Annotated in this window: 13 protein-coding genes; all 13 read right to left on the reverse strand. The window is 71.3% G+C overall.

Annotated features, from left to right (window positions below; translation table 11 throughout):
- The 13 genes from DO944_RS04145 to pyrR all read right to left on the reverse strand — a co-directional run bounded on the left by DO944_RS04145 (position 1) and on the right by pyrR (position 15,385).
- Positions 1–1,353 (reverse strand): RsmB/NOP family class I SAM-dependent RNA methyltransferase, encoded by a 1,353-nt coding sequence (locus tag DO944_RS04145; RefSeq protein WP_112614860.1) that lies wholly within the window; start codon positions 1,351–1,353, stop codon positions 1–3.
- A complete protein-coding gene (gene fmt, locus DO944_RS04150) occupies positions 1,350–2,270 on the reverse strand; it encodes a methionyl-tRNA formyltransferase (RefSeq protein WP_112614862.1) in 921 nt (306 codons plus the stop codon). Before fmt ends, DO944_RS04145 begins: the two co-directional genes overlap by 4 nt.
- Positions 2,271–2,278: 8 nt before the next feature.
- Entirely contained in the window at positions 2,279–4,210 is a 1,932-nt protein-coding gene (locus tag DO944_RS04155) for a primosomal protein N' (RefSeq protein WP_258524554.1), read from the reverse strand.
- 29 nt (positions 4,211–4,239) lie between these two features.
- Positions 4,240–5,433: a methionine adenosyltransferase gene (metK, locus tag DO944_RS04160; protein WP_112614866.1), complete on the reverse strand. Its 1,194-nt coding sequence runs from the start codon at positions 5,431–5,433 to the stop codon at positions 4,240–4,242.
- A 110-nt stretch (positions 5,434–5,543) separates the two neighbouring features.
- Positions 5,544–5,798 (reverse strand): DNA-directed RNA polymerase subunit omega, encoded by a 255-nt coding sequence (gene rpoZ, locus DO944_RS04165; protein WP_023950606.1) that lies wholly within the window; start codon positions 5,796–5,798, stop codon positions 5,544–5,546.
- Between the two features lie 79 nt (positions 5,799–5,877).
- Positions 5,878–6,774, reverse strand: a complete 897-nt coding sequence (gmk, locus tag DO944_RS04170; RefSeq protein WP_112614868.1) for a guanylate kinase — start codon at positions 6,772–6,774, stop codon at positions 5,878–5,880.
- Complete coding sequence (gene pyrF / locus DO944_RS04175) at positions 6,767–7,636, reverse strand: orotidine-5'-phosphate decarboxylase (RefSeq protein ID WP_112614870.1); 870 nt, start codon at positions 7,634–7,636, stop codon at positions 6,767–6,769. Before pyrF ends, gmk begins: the two co-directional genes overlap by 8 nt.
- Positions 7,633–10,920 (reverse strand): carbamoyl-phosphate synthase large subunit, encoded by a 3,288-nt coding sequence (carB, locus tag DO944_RS04180; RefSeq protein ID WP_112614872.1) that lies wholly within the window; start codon positions 10,918–10,920, stop codon positions 7,633–7,635. The genes pyrF and carB overlap by 4 nt, the downstream gene beginning before the upstream one ends.
- Positions 10,920–12,068 (reverse strand): glutamine-hydrolyzing carbamoyl-phosphate synthase small subunit, encoded by a 1,149-nt coding sequence (gene carA / locus DO944_RS04185; RefSeq protein ID WP_378718704.1) that lies wholly within the window; start codon positions 12,066–12,068, stop codon positions 10,920–10,922. The genes carB and carA overlap by 1 nt, the downstream gene beginning before the upstream one ends.
- Positions 12,065–12,589 carry a hypothetical protein gene (locus DO944_RS04190; protein WP_112614874.1) on the reverse strand — a complete coding sequence of 175 codons (525 nt, stop codon included), beginning with the start codon at positions 12,587–12,589 and terminating at the stop codon, positions 12,065–12,067. The genes carA and DO944_RS04190 overlap by 4 nt, the downstream gene beginning before the upstream one ends.
- Positions 12,586–13,896 carry a dihydroorotase gene (locus DO944_RS04195; RefSeq protein WP_112614876.1) on the reverse strand — a complete coding sequence of 437 codons (1,311 nt, stop codon included), beginning with the start codon at positions 13,894–13,896 and terminating at the stop codon, positions 12,586–12,588. The genes DO944_RS04190 and DO944_RS04195 overlap by 4 nt, the downstream gene beginning before the upstream one ends.
- A complete protein-coding gene (locus tag DO944_RS04200; protein WP_112614878.1) occupies positions 13,893–14,858 on the reverse strand; it encodes an aspartate carbamoyltransferase catalytic subunit in 966 nt (321 codons plus the stop codon). Before DO944_RS04200 ends, DO944_RS04195 begins: the two co-directional genes overlap by 4 nt.
- A complete protein-coding gene (gene pyrR, locus DO944_RS04205) occupies positions 14,855–15,385 on the reverse strand; it encodes a bifunctional pyr operon transcriptional regulator/uracil phosphoribosyltransferase PyrR (protein WP_112614880.1) in 531 nt (176 codons plus the stop codon). The genes DO944_RS04200 and pyrR overlap by 4 nt, the downstream gene beginning before the upstream one ends.
- Positions 15,386–15,472: the final 87 nt, after the last annotated feature.

The following is a 15,472-nucleotide window of genomic DNA, read 5'->3' on the forward strand; positions in this document are numbered from 1 at the left end:
TCACGGCTTCTGCAGCAGGGTGATGGACATGGCGTCGGTGCCGTGGCGGTGGGGCCACAGCTGCGCGCGGCCCGACCCGTCCTGCGGCTCGGGCAGATCGATCTCTCCCCGACTGACCGCCCGGACGACCTCGCGGGCATCGAGCTCCCGGAGATCGGGGTGAGCTGCTCGCACGTCGGCGACGACCACGGCGGTCTCGGCGAGGTGGGGAGAACAGGTCACGTAGGCGACGACCCCGCCCGGGGCGAGCGCATCGACGGCGGCGGAGAGCAGTTCGCGCTGGAGGGCGCTGAGGTCGGGGACATCCGCGGGGCTCTTGCGCCAGCGCGCCTCCGGCCGGCGACGGAGCGCGCCGAGCCCCGTGCAGGGCGCATCGACGAGGATGCGGTCGTAACGACCTCGGCCGGCACGCTCGCGCCCGTCCTCCTCCGACACCGGCACCTCGAGCGGAACGCCGGCGACCGAGGATCGAACGAGACGTGCGCGCGCAGGCGAGATCTCGTTGGCCTCGACCACGGCCCCTCCCGCCAGGGCCTCGGCGGCCAGGACAGCGGTCTTGCCGCCCGGCGCGGCGCACAGATCGAGCCAGCGCTCACCGGCGCGGACCGGGAGCGCGCGCGACAGCGCGAGCGCCGCGAGCTGGGAACCCTCGTCCTGGACGCGGATGCGGCCTTCCGCGCGACGCACCATGGGCTCGGGATCACCGCCGTCGAGGCGGAAACCGAGCGGCGAGTACGGGGTCCGTGCCCGGTCGGCGGGGATGTCGGCGAGGCCCGGCAGTGCGGTCATCGTGACGCTCGGCGAGACGTTGTCGGCGGCCAGCAGCTCGTCGAGTTCGTCCGCGCGCCCCTCGGCCGCGAGTGCCCGACGGAACGCACGGATGACCCATACCGGGTGGGAGTAGCGCAGCCCGAGCCGCTCGTCGTCCGAGCGTGCTGCGGCATCCACCCGCTGCAGCCAATCGCCCGGGTTGTCCCGCGCGATGCGTCGCAGGACCGCGTTGGCGAAACCGGCCGCGTTGGGCGCGCCCGCGCGCCGCACCAGCTCGACGCTCTCGTTCACCGCGGCATGAGACGCGACCCGCGTCGACAGCAGCTGATGGACACCGAGGCGCAGCGCGTCGCGCACCGGCGGATCGATCGTGTCGACGGAACGCCCCGACGCCTGCTCGATGATCGCATCGTAGGTGCCCTGGCGGCGCAGCGTGCCGTATGTCAGCTCGGTCGCGAGCCCGGCGTCGGCAGGGCTCAGTCCCGCCCGCCGGAGCTCCTGCGGCAGAAGGAGGTTCGCATACGCGTCGGAGTCGGCCACCGCGCGCAGCACGTCGAAGGCGACACGGCGTGCGGGGTTCACGATCCCGCCTCGAGGCTGTCGACGCGCAGTCCGCGCCACCAGTCGGGAGCCGGCATCGCGCCGCGCCCCGCGGGCTGCACCGACAGGAGCGAGATCGTGCCGTCGGCGGTTCCGACGAGGACCTCCTTACCGACGAGGCGGACCTCGCGCGGTGCGAGGGCAGGGGCATCCGGCCCGCGCCTCGCAGACAGCACCTTGAGCCGCTGCCCGGCCACCGTGGTGTGCGCGCCGGGCTCGGGCGTCGTGCCGCGGAAGCGGTCGAGCACCGTGTCGGCGGGCAGTGCGAAATCGAGGAGCCCGTCGGCGAGCGTGAGCTTGGGAGCGAGGGTCGGCTCGCCCGTCTGCGCGACGGCGGTCGCGGTGCCGTCGGCGATCGCGTCGACGACATCCGAGACGGTGTCCGCACCCAGATCCGCGAGTTCGGCGAGAAGTCGCCCCGCGGTGGCGCCCCGGTCCACCGGGTGGCGCGTCTGCGCGAAGACATCGCCCGCGTCGAGCTCAGGAACGAGCTGGAACACGCTTACGCCGCTGACCCGGTCCCCGGCCATGAGCGAATGCTGCACCGGCGCCGCCCCGCGCCAGGCCGGCAGCAGCGAGAAATGCAGGTTGATCCACCCGTGCCGCGGTGCCGACAGGAGCGGCTCGCGCACCAGCCCTCCGTACGCGACGATGACGCCGAGGTCGGCGCCCCACGACGTGATCGTCTCCGTCGCCGCCGCATCGAGGCGGTCGGTCTTCAGCACCGGCAGTCCGAGCTCAACCGCGAGCGCGGCGACCGGCGAGGGCGTCAGCACGCGCTTGCGACCGAGCGGCGCGTCGCGGCGCGTCACGACTCCGACGACCTCGTGGCGAGAGGCGGCGAGTCGCCGGAGCGAGGGCAGGGCGGGTTCCGGTGTCCCGGCGAAGACGATGCGCATGGCGCTCCTCACAGATCGAGATCGGGCACGTCGAGACGTACTCTGAGTGTATTGCGCGGTCCTGGCGGCGCCCCGCGCCGACGACGCCCGCGCAGCGCCGCAGCGACGACCGACGCCCGAAGCGACTCGGCCACCGCGCGCCCCAGCGCGTACTCGAACCGCACGAGCGCACGGACGGCGTCTTCGCGCGGCACGGGGCCGAGAATCGACGTCTCGGTCAGAGCGGGCACATCGGCCCGCAGCTGCGCGATCGCCTCCGATACGGCTGACGCGGTCCCTTCCACGGCCGCGACGCGGACCGTCGGCGGCATGTGGAGCGGGGCCCTCTCGGCGAGCTCCGCCCGGGCGTACGCCGGTTGCGTCCATGTCGCGAGCGCGCGGGCGGCGGGACCCGCGACACCGACGAGGTGCACCGGCGCACCGGGCGCCGCGAGAGCCGCAGCATCCGACCACCACCGCAGACACGCCTCGGCGATCCGCAGCTGCTCGGTCATCAGCATCCGATCGCCGTCGAGCAGGATGACGGCGTGGTACCCGCCGGCGGCGAAGGGCTCCGCGCCGCGCGTCGCGATCACGAGGGCGGGTCTCGCATCGACGTGGGTGACCTGGTGCTCGCCGTCGGAAACGATGACACGGGTGTTCGGGAAGGCGCGTCCGAGCTCGTCGGCCGTGCGCTCGCTCCCCGACGACGCCATGCGCAAGCGCTGGGAGGAGCACGACGCGCATCCCCACGCCGGCGCACCCCGCCCGCACCACGCGCACTCGGGAACGGCACCCGGCCGACGGGCGCGCAGCGGACCGGCGCAATGCGCGCAGCGCGCCGGCGTGCGGCAGTCGGCGCACACCAGCACCGGGGCGTACCCGGGTCGTGCCACCTGCACCAGAACGGGTCCGTGCGTCAGCGCCTCGCGCGCCGCGGCGAACGCCGCCGACGGGACCCGCGTGCCCCGCGACTCGCCCTCGCGCGTCGCCGACAGCACGACCCGGGGGCTCTCACGACGGCGGGCCGCGATCTCGCGCACCCAGCCGAGTGCTACGAGACGCTCGACGTCGGTCGTCCGTGTCAGACCGACGAAGACCAGCGCGCAGGCCTGGAGCTCCTGCCGGACGAGGGCGGCGTCTCGCGCGTGCACACCCGGGCTCAGCGGCTCGGCGAGCAGCGGATCGCCGTCGTCCCAGAGGAGGACGGCGCCGACGTCATGGGCCGGGGCGTACACGCTCGACCGATTCCCCACCACGATGCACGGCACCGGGGCCAGCAGCCGAAGGTACCCCGCGTAGCGCTCGGGGCCCGAGCGGCGCGCATCGTCCCTGACGACCGCTCCCTCGTCGACCCGACGCGCCAGGACGGAGAGGACATGCGCCTCGTCTCGGTGGTCGGGCACGACGACGACCGTGCTCCTGCCCCGCGCGAGCGTGAGCACGGCCAGCGCGGCGAGCAGTTCGGACCAGGCAGGGACGTCCTCGGCGGGGCGGGGCGGGGCGTCGACCGCGAGGCGCTCGCCGTTCTCGACCGCACCCTCCAGATCGGGGTACGCCGCCGTCGTCTCGCGGGCCCAGGCGAGGGACTCCGCGCTCACGACCGGTACGTCAAGCGGACCGGAGGCCGACCAGGCCTTCTCGGCCCGCACCATCCGTTTCGGGATCACCAGCCGCAGGACATCGCTCGCCGACCCCGCGGCCCGATCGGCCACCCGGCGCGCGTGGGCGTAGAGCCGCTCCGGCAGCACCTCGACGGGCGAAACGACATCCTCGAGCTCGGACAGGGGACGGTCGCCGTCGGTCTCGTCGCCGAGCTCGACGAGGTAGCCCTCGACGGTGCGCCCGACCGTGCGGAGCGGCACCTTGACCCGCACACCGGGCAACGCGGCCTCGCGGAGGACGTCGGGTACGACGTAGTCGAAGAGGCGATCGAGCTGCGGCAGGGGCGAATCGATCAATACTCGGGCGACCCGCCGAGGCGCGTCGCTCACAGGCCCGCGGCGGCGCGCAACTCCTCGACACGGTCGGTGCGCTCCCAGGTGAACTCGGGCAGCTCGCGGCCGAAGTGACCGTACGCGGCGGTCTTCGCATAAATGGGCCGCAGGAGGTCGAGGCGGTCGATGATCGCCTGCGGCCGGAGATCGAACACGTCGCGGATGGCCGCCGAGATGACCTCGTCGGCGACGTGGCCCGTACCGAACGACTCGACGTAGAGCCCCACGGGTGCGGCGCGCCCGATCGCATAGGCGACCTGCACCTCGAGACGGTCGGCCAGGCCCGCGGCGACGGCGTTCTTCGCGACCCACCGCATCGCATAGGCCGCGGAGCGGTCGACCTTCGACGGGTCCTTGCCGCTGAAGGCTCCGCCGCCATGCCGTGCGGCGCCCCCGTAGGTGTCGATGATGATCTTGCGGCCGGTCAGTCCGGCATCCCCCTTCGGGCCGCCGACGACGAACGGCCCCGCGGGGTTGATGACGTACTCGACGTCGGAGATGTCGAGACCGGTTTCGGCAAGCACCGGCTCGATGACCTCGGCCTGCACGGCCGCCCGCAGCGCCGGCAGCGAGATGTCGGGCTGGTGCTGCGTCGAGAGCACCACGGTCTCGACCGTGCGGGGCACCGCGCCCTCGTAGCCGAGGGTCACCTGTGTCTTGCCGTCGGGCCGCAGGAACGGCAGGGCCCCGGTGCGGCGGGCCGATGTCAGACGCTCGGCGATGCGGTGGGCAGTCCAGATGGCCATCGGCATGAGCTGCGGCGTCTCGTTGGTCGCGTAGCCGAACATGATGCCCTGGTCGCCGGCGCCGAGCGCATCGGTCGGGTCGATCGAACCCTGCTCGCGGTGCTCCAGGGCGTTGTCGACGCCGGCGGCGATATCGGACGACTGCTCGCCGATCGACACCGTCACACCGCACGAGTCGCCGTCGAAGCCCGTCTCGCTCGAGGTGTACCCGATTCCGTTGACGACGCCGCGGACGATGCCGGGGATGTCGGCGTAACCGTCGGTGCGCACTTCGCCCGCGACGTGCACCAGACCCGTCGTCACGAGGGTCTCGACAGCGACACGGGAGCCGGGGTCGACCGTGAGCAGCGCGTCGAGGATGCTGTCGGAGATCTGGTCGCAGATCTTGTCGGGGTGCCCCTCGGTGACGGACTCGGACGTGAACAGGCGCAGCTGGCTCATCGGGGCTCCCTGTGGGACGGAACGGGGCGGGATCGGGACGGAGACGATTCTGCCCGCGGCGGCCGACATCCGGCTGCCGCGGGCAGAAATGTGACGGGTCTACCGCCGGATCAGTCGAGCGAACGCAGGCGGAGCTTGTCCTCGTGGATCTCGTGCATCGCGATCGTCAGCGGCTTGTCCTCGACCGACGAGTCGACGAGCGGGCCGACGTTGTCGAACAGGTTGCCCTCGTGGAGGTCGGAGTAGTAGTCGTTGATCTGGCGCGCACGCTTGGACGCGTAGATGACCAGCTGGTACTTCGAGTCGACCTTGTCGAGCAGGGCGTCGATGGGCGGGTCGATGATGCCTTCGTTGCTTCCGGCCATGGCGGATCCTTCCGGGATCGATGTCGGTGGAGAGTCTGCTGCCGCGCCGCAGGCGCAGGCATCCCCCCAGTCTACGCGATCAGTCGGCCAGCGCGGCGACCTCGTCGGCCGCGCGCGCGACGGTGTCATTGACGACGCGGTAGTCGAACTCGCCCTGCGAGGCGAGCTCGACACGCGCCGTACGGAGGCGACGGGCGCGTTCCTCGGCGTCCTCGGTTCCCCGCCCGACCAGCCGGTCGACCAGTTCGTCCCAGCTCGGCGGCAGGAGGAAGACAAGGGTCGCATCCGGCGCGGCCGCGCGCACCTGACGGGCTCCCTGCAGGTCGATCTCCAACAGCACCGTGCGCCCCGCCGCGAGTGCCGCCTCGATGGGCGCCTTCGGCGTGCCGTACCGGTGACGGTTGTGCACGGTGGCCCACTCGAGCAGCTCGCCCTCGGCGATGAGACGGTCGAACTCGGCGTCGTCGACGAAGTAGTAGTGCTCGCCGTCGACCTCTCCCGGCCGCGGGGCGCGGGTGGTCGCCGACACCGACAGCATGATCTCGGGATGGTTGTCGCGGATGTGCGCGGCGACCGTTCCCTTGCCGACGGCAGTGGGGCCGGCCAGCACAAGCAGCCGCGATCGGCCGGCACGCGGCTGGGGCTCGGGCAGGCGGGCATCCAAGAACTGCTGAAGCGCGAGCCGCTGACGCGACCCCAGACCACCGAGGCGCTTGACGGGCGAGATGTCGAGATCCGCGAGGATCCGGTCGCGCTTGTTCTCACCGATCGCCGGGATCGCCGTGAGGAAGTCGGTCACCCGCATGGCGCCGGCCGCCGACTCGGGATCGGCGAGAGCGCGCCGCAGGAGCTCCTGAGGTGAGATGACGCGCATCGCGACATCCTTCTTCAGCGCCGCCCGCTCGCGTCGCGCTTCGACGGCACGGCGTGACGCCGCGGCGCGGTCGACCTCGGGTGGGTGGGGACGATCAGCCACGGGCTTCCTCCTCTGCCTCGGCGAGCTCCCGCCGATGCGCGTCGATGGCGTCGATGATTCCGTCGGGACCGGCGGCGAGCACGCTGCGGCTGGCGCTCGCGACCACCTGGCCCGCGAGCGGTCCGAACACCGAACGCACCGCGCCGAGCGCCACGCCCTGCGCGCCGAATCCGGGAGCGAGGATCGGTGCGCCGCGAAGCGATTCGTGCGTGAGGCCGAGCTCGTCGCGGTCGACGGTCGCACCCACGACGAGCCCGACGTGACCGAGACCTCCCGCGTCCGCCGCCGCACGGTTCGCCCATCCGACGCCGGCGGCGACCCAGTCCGCGACCGTCTGGCCGCGCTGCGCCTCGACGACGGTGACCTCCGCCGACTGCAGTCCGAACGCCTCGGGGTTGCTGGTGGCGGCGAGGACGAAGACGCCCTTGCCGGCGCGCGCCGCGGCGGTGATCGTGCCGCGGAGCGACCCCGGGCCGAGGTACGGGCTCACGGTGACGGCGTCCGCCTCCAGCGGGGCGCCCGGCTCGAGCCACGCCGCGGCATAGCCGTCCATCGTGCTGCCGATGTCGCCGCGCTTGGCGTCCGCGATGACGATGAGGCCCGCGTCGCGTGCGGCGCGCTGCACCTCTTCGAGCGCGGCGAAGCCCGCTGACCCGTAGCGTTCGAAGAAGGCGACCTGCGGCTTGACGATGCCCACCCGCTCGCGCGCTGCCTCGACCACGCGCAGACCGAACTCGCGCACGCCAGCGGCCGAGGCCGGAAGGCCCCAGTCCGCGAGCAGTGCGGCGTGCGGGTCGATGCCGACGCAGAGCGACCCATACGTGTCGAGCGCGCCGGACAGGCGCTCCCCGAATGCGGTCACCTGCGCCCCGCCCGCTCGAGGGCGTAGTCCTGCAGGCTCTTGACCTCGAACCCTTCCCGGAGCACGGGCAGCGCGCTCACGGCGGCACCGAGGACGGCCATCGTGGTGAACAGGGCACGGTCGCCCGCCACGGCCGCGGCCCGGATCTCGTAGCCGTCTGCGCGAGCGACGCCGCCCGAGGGCGTGTTCACGACCATGTCGATCTCGCCGGCGTTGATGAGATCGACGACGTTTCGCTCCCCCGAGCCCTGGGTCTCGGAGTACTTGCCGACGACCTCCACGCGGATGCCGTTGCGAGCGAGGATCTCGGCGGTCCCCTCGGTCGCGATCAGGCGGAAGCCGAGCTCCTGCAGCCGGTGGGCGGGCAGGATGACGGCGCGCTTGTCGTCGTCGGCGACCGACAGGAACACGGTGCCCGAGGTGGGCATGCCGCCGTAGGCGGCCGCCTGGCTCTTCGCGAAGGCGGTCGGGAAGTCGCGGTCGATGCCCATGACCTCACCGGTCGAGCGCATCTCCGGGCCGAGGACCGAGTCGACCGTCCGGCCGTCAGCGGTGCGGAAGCGCTTGAAGGGGAGCACGGCCTCCTTGACGGCGACCGGCGCATCGAGCGGGACCCGCGAGCCGTCCTCGGCGGGCAGCAGCCCCTCGGCCTTCAGCTCGGCGATCGACGACCCGGCCATGATCCGCGACGCGGCCTTGGCCAGCGGGATGCCGAGCGCCTTCGACACGAAGGGCACGGTGCGGCTCGCGCGGGGGTTCGCCTCGATGACGTAGAGCACACCCGCCGACACGGCGAACTGCACGTTCAGCAGACCCCGCACGCCGACACCGCGAGCGATGGCGAGAGTCGCCTCGCGCACCCGGTCGATCTCGGTGCGGCCGAGCGACATCGGCGGCAGCGTGCAGCTCGAGTCACCGGAGTGGATGCCGGCTTCCTCGAGGTGCTCCATCACGCCGCCGATGTACAGCTCTTCGCCGTCGAACAGCGCGTCGACGTCGAGCTCCACGGCGTCATCGAGGAAGCGATCGACGAGCAGCGGGAGGCCCGGGCCGATGATCGCCTGGTCGGCGACGCGCACGAAGTAGTCGCGCAGGCTCTCGGTGTCGTAGACGATCTCCATGCCACGGCCACCGAGGACGAAGCTAGGGCGGACCAGGACGGGGTAGCCGATCGACTCGGCGACCTCGACGGCCCCCTCGACGTCGATGGCGGTGCCGTTGCGCGGGGCGACGAGACCGGCGTCGTCGAGCAGACGCGAGAAGAGCTCGCGCTCCTCCGCCAGATCGATCGCCGCGGGCTGGGTGCCGAGGATGCTGTATCCGGCCGCCTCGATGCCCTTTGCGAGCCCGAGCGGCGTCTGACCGCCGAGCTGGCAGATGACGCCGAGGATCGTGCCGGACTGCGACTCGGCGTGCAGCACCTCGAGGACGTCCTCGAGCGTCAGCGGCTCGAAGTAGAGCCGGTCGCTCGTGTCGTAGTCGGTCGATACCGTTTCGGGGTTGCAGTTGACCATGATCGTCTCGTAGCCGGCGTCCGCCAGCGCGAAGCTGGCGTGGACGCACGAGTAGTCGAACTCGACGCCCTGCCCGATGCGGTTGGGGCCCGAGCCGATGATGACGACCTTCGTGCGCTCGGAGGGCGTGACCTCGGTCTCGGTGTCGTACGACGAGTAGTGGTACGGCGTGAGCGCGGGGAACTCACCGGCGCAGGTGTCGACCGTCTTGAAGACCGGCCGCAGGCCGAGGCCGTGGCGGACGCCACGCACCTCTTCTTCGGTGATGCCGCGCAGCTGCGCGATCTGCGCGTCGCTGAACCCGTGGTCCTTCGCCGTCCGAATGACGTGCTCGTCGAGCTCGCCCGCGTCGGCCACGAACGCCGCGACCTCGTTGATCAGCTCGATCTGGTCGAGGAACCACGGGTCGATCGCGGTGGCCTCGAAAGCCTGCTCGACCGTCGCGCCCTTGCGCATCGCCTGCTGCAGGACCACGATCCGGCCGTCGGTCGGGGTCTTCGCGATCTCGAGCAGCTCGTCCACCGAGCGCTCCTCGTCGCCCCAGTGGAAGCTCGATCCGCGCTTCTCGAGCGAGCGCAGCGCCTTCTGGAGAGCCGTGGCGTAGTTGCGCCCGATCGCCATCGCCTCGCCCACCGACTTCATGGTCGTCGTGAGGGTGGTGTCGGCGGCCGGGAACTTCTCGAAGTTGAAGCGCGGCACCTTGACCACGACGTAGTCGAGCGTCGGCTCGAAGCTCGCCGGGGTGACCTTCGTGATGTCGTTCGGGATCTCGTCGAGGCGGTAGCCGATCGCGAGCTTCGCGGCGATCTTCGCGATCGGGAACCCGGTCGCCTTCGACGCCAGCGCGGACGAACGCGACACGCGCGGGTTCATCTCGATGACGATGATGCGCCCCGTCTGCGGATCGACCGCGAACTGGATGTTGCAGCCACCGGTGTCGACGCCGACGGCGCGGATGATGTCGATGCCGATGTCGCGCATCTTCTGGTACTCGCGGTCGGTGAGCGTCAGTGCCGGCGCGACCGTGATGGAGTCGCCGGTGTGGACGCCGACCGGGTCGACGTTCTCGATCGAGCAGACGACCACGGTGTTGTCGGCCGAGTCGCGCATGAGCTCGAGCTCGTATTCCTTCCACCCGAGGATCGACTCCTCCAGCAGGACCTCGGTCGTGGGCGAGTCGCGCAGGCCCGCTCCGGCGATACGGCGCAGGTCCTCCTCGTTGTACGCGAAGCCCGAGCCGAGCCCGCCCATCGTGAAGGAGGGGCGCACGACGAGCGGGTAGCCGAGCTCGGCGGCGCCCGCGAGCACCTCGTCCATCGTGTGGCAGATGCGGCTGTCGGCCACATCCGCTCCCGAGTCGATGACGAGCTGCTTGAAGATCTGCCGATCCTCGCCCTTGTTGATCGCCTCGAAGTTCGCGCCGATCAGCTCGATGTCGTACTTCTCGAGGATGCCGTGCTTGTGCAGGTCGATCGCCGCGTTGAGAGCGGTCTGACCGCCCAGGGTCGGCAGGATCGCGTCGGGGCGCTCCTTGGCGATGATCGTCTCGATGACCTGCCACGTGATGGGCTCGATGTACGTGGCGTCGGCGAAGTCGGGATCGGTCATGATCGTCGCCGGGTTGGAGTTGACGAGGATGACGCGGACGCCCTCCTCGCGGAGCACGCGGCACGCCTGGGTGCCGGAGTAGTCGAATTCACAGGCCTGGCCGATGACGATCGGCCCCGACCCGATGACGAGGACGCTCTGGATATCGTCGCGCTTGGGCATCAGTTCTTGTTCTCCTGGGTCGCGACCACGAGGTCGCGGAAGCGGTCGAAGAGGTAGTTGGCGTCGTGCGGGCCGGCGGCGGCCTCGGGGTGGTACTGCACCGAGAATGCCGGCAGGTCGAGGGCCCGCAGGCCCTCCACCACGTTGTCGTTGAGGCCGACGTGGCTCACCTCGACGCGGCCGAAGCCGGCCGGGCTGTCGACGACGCCCTCGATCGGCGCGTCGACGGCGAAGCCGTGGTTGTGCGCGGTGATCTCCACGCGCCCGGTCTGCTTGTCGAGCACGGGCTGGTTGATGCCGCGGTGGCCGAAGGGCAGCTTGTAGGTGCCGAAGCCGAGGGCGCGGCCGAGGAGCTGGTTGCCGAAGCAGATCCCGAAGAACGGCAGCTTCTCGGCGAGGACGCCCCGCAGAAGCTCGACGTGGTGGTCGCTCGCGGCCGGGTCGCCCGGGCCGTTGGAGTAGAACACCGCGATCGGGTCGATCGCACGGAGCTGCTCGAACGTGACGTCCTGCGGGAGGACGTGGACGTCGAATCCGCGGGCGGCGAGGTTGTTCACCGTGGCCTGCTTCACGCCGAGGTCGAGCACCGCGAGGTTTCCGAGCCGCTCCCCCGTCGCCGGGGTCACCTCGGCGGCGGGCACCGACACCTCGGCGGACAGGTTGCGACCGGTCATCTCCGGCGCCTCGCGGACGATGCGCAGCTGCTCCTCGGGATCGATGTCGGCGGCGTCGCCGCTGAAGACGCCGCCGCGCATCGAGCCCGCCGAGCGCAGGACGCGCGTGACGGCGCGCGTGTCGATGCCGCTGATGCCGACGATGCCGTCGCGCTCGAGCGACTCGTCGAGCGAGTTCTCCGAGCGCCAGTTCGACACGACGCGCGAGGGGTCGCGCACGATGTAGCCGGCGACCCAGATGCGGCGCGACTCGACGTCCTCGCCGTTCATGCCGGTGTTTCCGATGTGGGGTGCGGTCTGCAGCACGATCTGGCCCGCGTAGGACGGGTCGGTGAGGGTCTCCTGGTAGCCGGTCATGCCGGTCGCGAAGACGACTTCTCCGAGGGTGGTGCCGCGCGCGCCGTAGGCGCGGCCGATGTGGCGGGATCCGTCCTCGAGCACGAGCACGGCGGGGTCACGGGTGAACAGTGTCACGCGTCGCCTCCTGGGGTCTGGGTGGGGGTCACGATGGTCTGGATGGCATCGGCCAGCGCACGGGCCGACGCGGTCTGGGGCCGGAAGTAGCTGTCGACGATCGTCTCGTCATCGATCAGCCAGCTCAGGCGTGTCAGGCCCTGCTTCTCGACGACACGGTCGATGGCGACGGTGGCCTGATCGACGGAGACGATGCGCTCGGCGGGGATGTACAGGCGCGGCTGACCGGTCAGGTCGATGGCCACGCCGTCACCCGCGCCTCCCGCGCCGACGATGACGTCGACGCGGGAGCGGAATCCGAGCCCGCGGATGGCGAGGCGCTCGAGCGGCTCGTCGTGGCGGGTCGTCGCGACGTAGAGTCCCGAGATCGCCGCCGTCTGCACGGCGCCCGCGGGCAACTCGCCCACCGGTGCCGTGAGGCCGCTGTCGCGCCTCGTTCGTCGTCGCCAGGCCCAGACCCCGAGTGCGAGCAGCACCAGGGCGACCGCGACCATGACGAGCAGAGCTCCTTCGCGGGTCACGCGCGGGCTCCCGGGCGTTCGAGCAGGTCGCCGTCGGCGACCGTCGGCGTGCCGCGGAAGAACGTCCAGCGCACCTCGCCCGGAAGTTCGCGATCGAGGTAGGGCGAGTTCACGCTGCGACCCCTCAGGTCGGCATCCGTGAAGGTGCGGACCGGGCGCGGGTCGTACAGCATGAACGAGGCGGGGCGGCCCGCCTCGAGCGGCGTGCCGGCATCGGCCAGGCGGCCGATCCGAGCGGGAGCCGTCGAGAGCACGCGGGCGACGTCGTCCCAATCGAGCAGTCCGGTGTCGACGACCGCTTGCTGCACGACCCGCAGCGCGGACTCGAGACCGACCATGCCGTTCGCCGCGGCGGCCCATTCGCACGTCTTCGCCTCGGCGGGGTGCGGGGCGTGGTCGGTCGCGACGATGTCGATCGTGCCGTCGGCGAGGCCCTCGCGGACTGCCCGCACGTCCTCGTCACGGCGAAGCGGCGGGTTGACCTTGAAACGCGCGTCGTAGCCGCGGACGAGTTCCTCCGACAGCAGCAGGTGGTGCGGGGTCACCTCGGCGGTCACGTTCACGCCGCGCTTCTTCGCCCACCGGATGATGTCGACCGAGCCCGCCGTCGAGAGGTGGCAGACGTGCAGTCGAGAGCCGACGTGCTCGGCGAGTAGGACGTCGCGCGCGATGATCGACTCCTCGGCGACCGCCGGCCAGCCGGTCAGTCCCAGCTCTGCCGACACGGTGCCCTCGTTCATCTGGGCGCCCTCGGTCAGCCGCGGATCCTGAGCATGCTGGGCGACGACGCCGTCGAACGACTTCACGTATTCGAGGGCGCGGCGCATGATGAGCGGATCGAAGACGCAGAAGCCGTCGTCGCTGAACACGCGGACGCGCGCCCGCGAGGCGGCCATCGCGCCCAGCTCGGCCAGGCGCTCGCCCTTCTGCCCGATCGTGACGGCGCCGATCGGCTGGACGTGCACGTACCCGGCGGCCTCGCCCAGGGCGAGCTCCTGCTCGACGACACCCGCGGTGTCGGCGACGGGCGAGGTGTTGGGCATCGCGAAAACGGTGGTGAACCCGCCCGCCGCTGCAGCGCGCGACCCGGTGAGGATCGTCTCGGACGCCTCGAACCCCGGCTCGCGCAAGTGGGTGTGCAGGTCGACGAGCCCCGGCAGGGCGATGAGCCCGTCGGCGTCGACGACGGTGGTACCTCTGGCGCTCAGGCCGGTGCCGACCTCGGCGATCGTCCCGTCGATGACCAGCATGTCCGTCGCGTCGCCGCCGGCCAGGCGCGCTCCGCGGATGAGGAAGCTCTCGCTCATCGTCCGTCCTCCTCAGCTTCGGTGCGCTCGCCCGCGAGCAGCAGGTAGAGCACGGCCATCCGCACCGAGACACCGTTCGCCACCTGCTCGAGCACGGTCGAGCGCGGCGAATCGGCGGCGGCGGCGGAGATCTCCATCCCCCGGTTCATCGGGCCGGGGTGCAGGACAATGCTATCGGCCGGGAGCGCGCCGAGCCGCGCGGCATCCAGGCCCCACGTCCGCGAATACTCCCGTTCAGTCGGGAAATAGGCGGCGTTCATGCGCTCGAGCTGGATGCGGAGCATCATGAGCGCATCCGGACCCGCGGCGATGGCCTCATCGAGGTCGTAGATCACGCGGACCGGCCAGGCCGACACATCCTGCGGCACGAGGGTCGGCGGTGCGACGAGGGTCACCTCGGCACCCAGGGTCGTCAGCAGCCAGACGTTCGACCGCGCGACGCGCGAGTGCAGGATGTCGCCGACGATCGTCACCCGGAGACCGGCGAGGTCGCGGCCCCGGCTGGCCTCGCCGAAGAATCGCTTGCGGATGGTGAATGCGTCGAGCAGGGCCTGCGTCGGATGCGCGTGCGTGCCGTCACCGGCGTTGACCACACCGGCGCTGATCCATCCGCTGCCGGCCAGGGTCTGCGGTGCGCCCGAGGCGCCATGGCGGATCACGACGGCGTCGGCCCCCATCGCCTGCAGCGTCTGTGCCGTGTCCTGGAGCGACTCGCCCTTGGAGACCGACGACCCCTTGGCCGAGAAGTTGATGACGTCGGCCGAGAGGCGCTTGGCTGCGGCCTCGAACGAGATCCGGGTGCGCGTGGAATCCTCGAAGAAGAGGTTCACGACGGTCTTGCCTCGGAGCGTGGGGAGCTTGCGGACCTCGCGCTGCTGCGTAGCCGCCATGTCCTCCGCGACGTCGAGGATGCGCAGGGCGTCGCGCCGATCCAGGTCCTTGGTGTCGAGCAGGTGCCTCATGCTCCGATCGTCACCTCCTCGACGCCGTCGACCTCGCGCAGGCGCACATTGACCCGCTCGTCGCGGGCGCTGGGCAGGTTCTTGCCGACGAAGTCGGGTCGGATGGGCAGTTCACGGTGGCCGCGGTCGACGAGAGTCGCGAGTCTGACGGCCGCGGGGCGACCGATGTCCTGCAGCGCGTCGAGGGCCGCGCGGATCGATCGTCCGGAGAACAACACGTCGTCGACGAGGACGACGACCTTGCCGTCGATGCCGCCCTCCGGAATCTCGGTCGGCTGCGGTGCCCTCGTCGGGTTGCGGTGCAGATCGTCGCGGTACATCGTCACATCGAGTGCTCCGACCGGGACGACCGTCCCGGAGATCTCCGCGAGGAGAGAGCCGATGCGTGCAGCGAGGGGAACGCCCCGCCGCGGGATGCCGAGGATGACGAGGTCGGCGGGTCCCCTGTTCGACTCGAGGATCTCGTGGGAGATCCTCGTCAGGGCCCGCGCGATGTCGGCTTCATGCAGCACGGTGCGCGTGCTCATCCGCCGCTCCCTTCTCCGCCTCACAGGACGGGGTTAAAGGTTGCTGGGTGCGGCGCCCATGATAGCGCTCGGAGGCCTCCGGAGCAC

It is taken from the genome of Microbacterium sp. SMR1 (genome assembly GCF_003289625.1).
GTDB classification, from domain to species: domain Bacteria; phylum Actinomycetota; class Actinomycetes; order Actinomycetales; family Microbacteriaceae; genus Microbacterium; species Microbacterium plantarum.

Excerpts from the sequence above, each read along its gene's own strand:
- fmt (WP_112614862.1), bottom strand. The coding sequence starts at position 2,270 with ATGCGCATCGTCTTCGCCGGGACACCGGAACCCGCCCTGCCCTCGCTC.
- metK (WP_112614866.1), bottom strand. The coding sequence starts at position 5,433 with ATGAGCCAGCTGCGCCTGTTCACGTCCGAGTCCGTCACCGAGGGGCAC.
- rpoZ (WP_023950606.1), bottom strand. The coding sequence starts at position 5,798 with ATGGCCGGAAGCAACGAAGGCATCATCGACCCGCCCATCGACGCCCTG.
- carB (WP_112614872.1), bottom strand. The coding sequence starts at position 10,920 with ATGCCCAAGCGCGACGATATCCAGAGCGTCCTCGTCATCGGGTCGGGG.
- DO944_RS04195 (WP_112614876.1), bottom strand. The coding sequence starts at position 13,896 with ATGAGCGAGAGCTTCCTCATCCGCGGAGCGCGCCTGGCCGGCGGCGAC.
- DO944_RS04200 (WP_112614878.1), bottom strand. The coding sequence starts at position 14,858 with ATGAGGCACCTGCTCGACACCAAGGACCTGGATCGGCGCGACGCCCTG.
- pyrR (WP_112614880.1), bottom strand. The coding sequence starts at position 15,385 with ATGAGCACGCGCACCGTGCTGCATGAAGCCGACATCGCGCGGGCCCTG.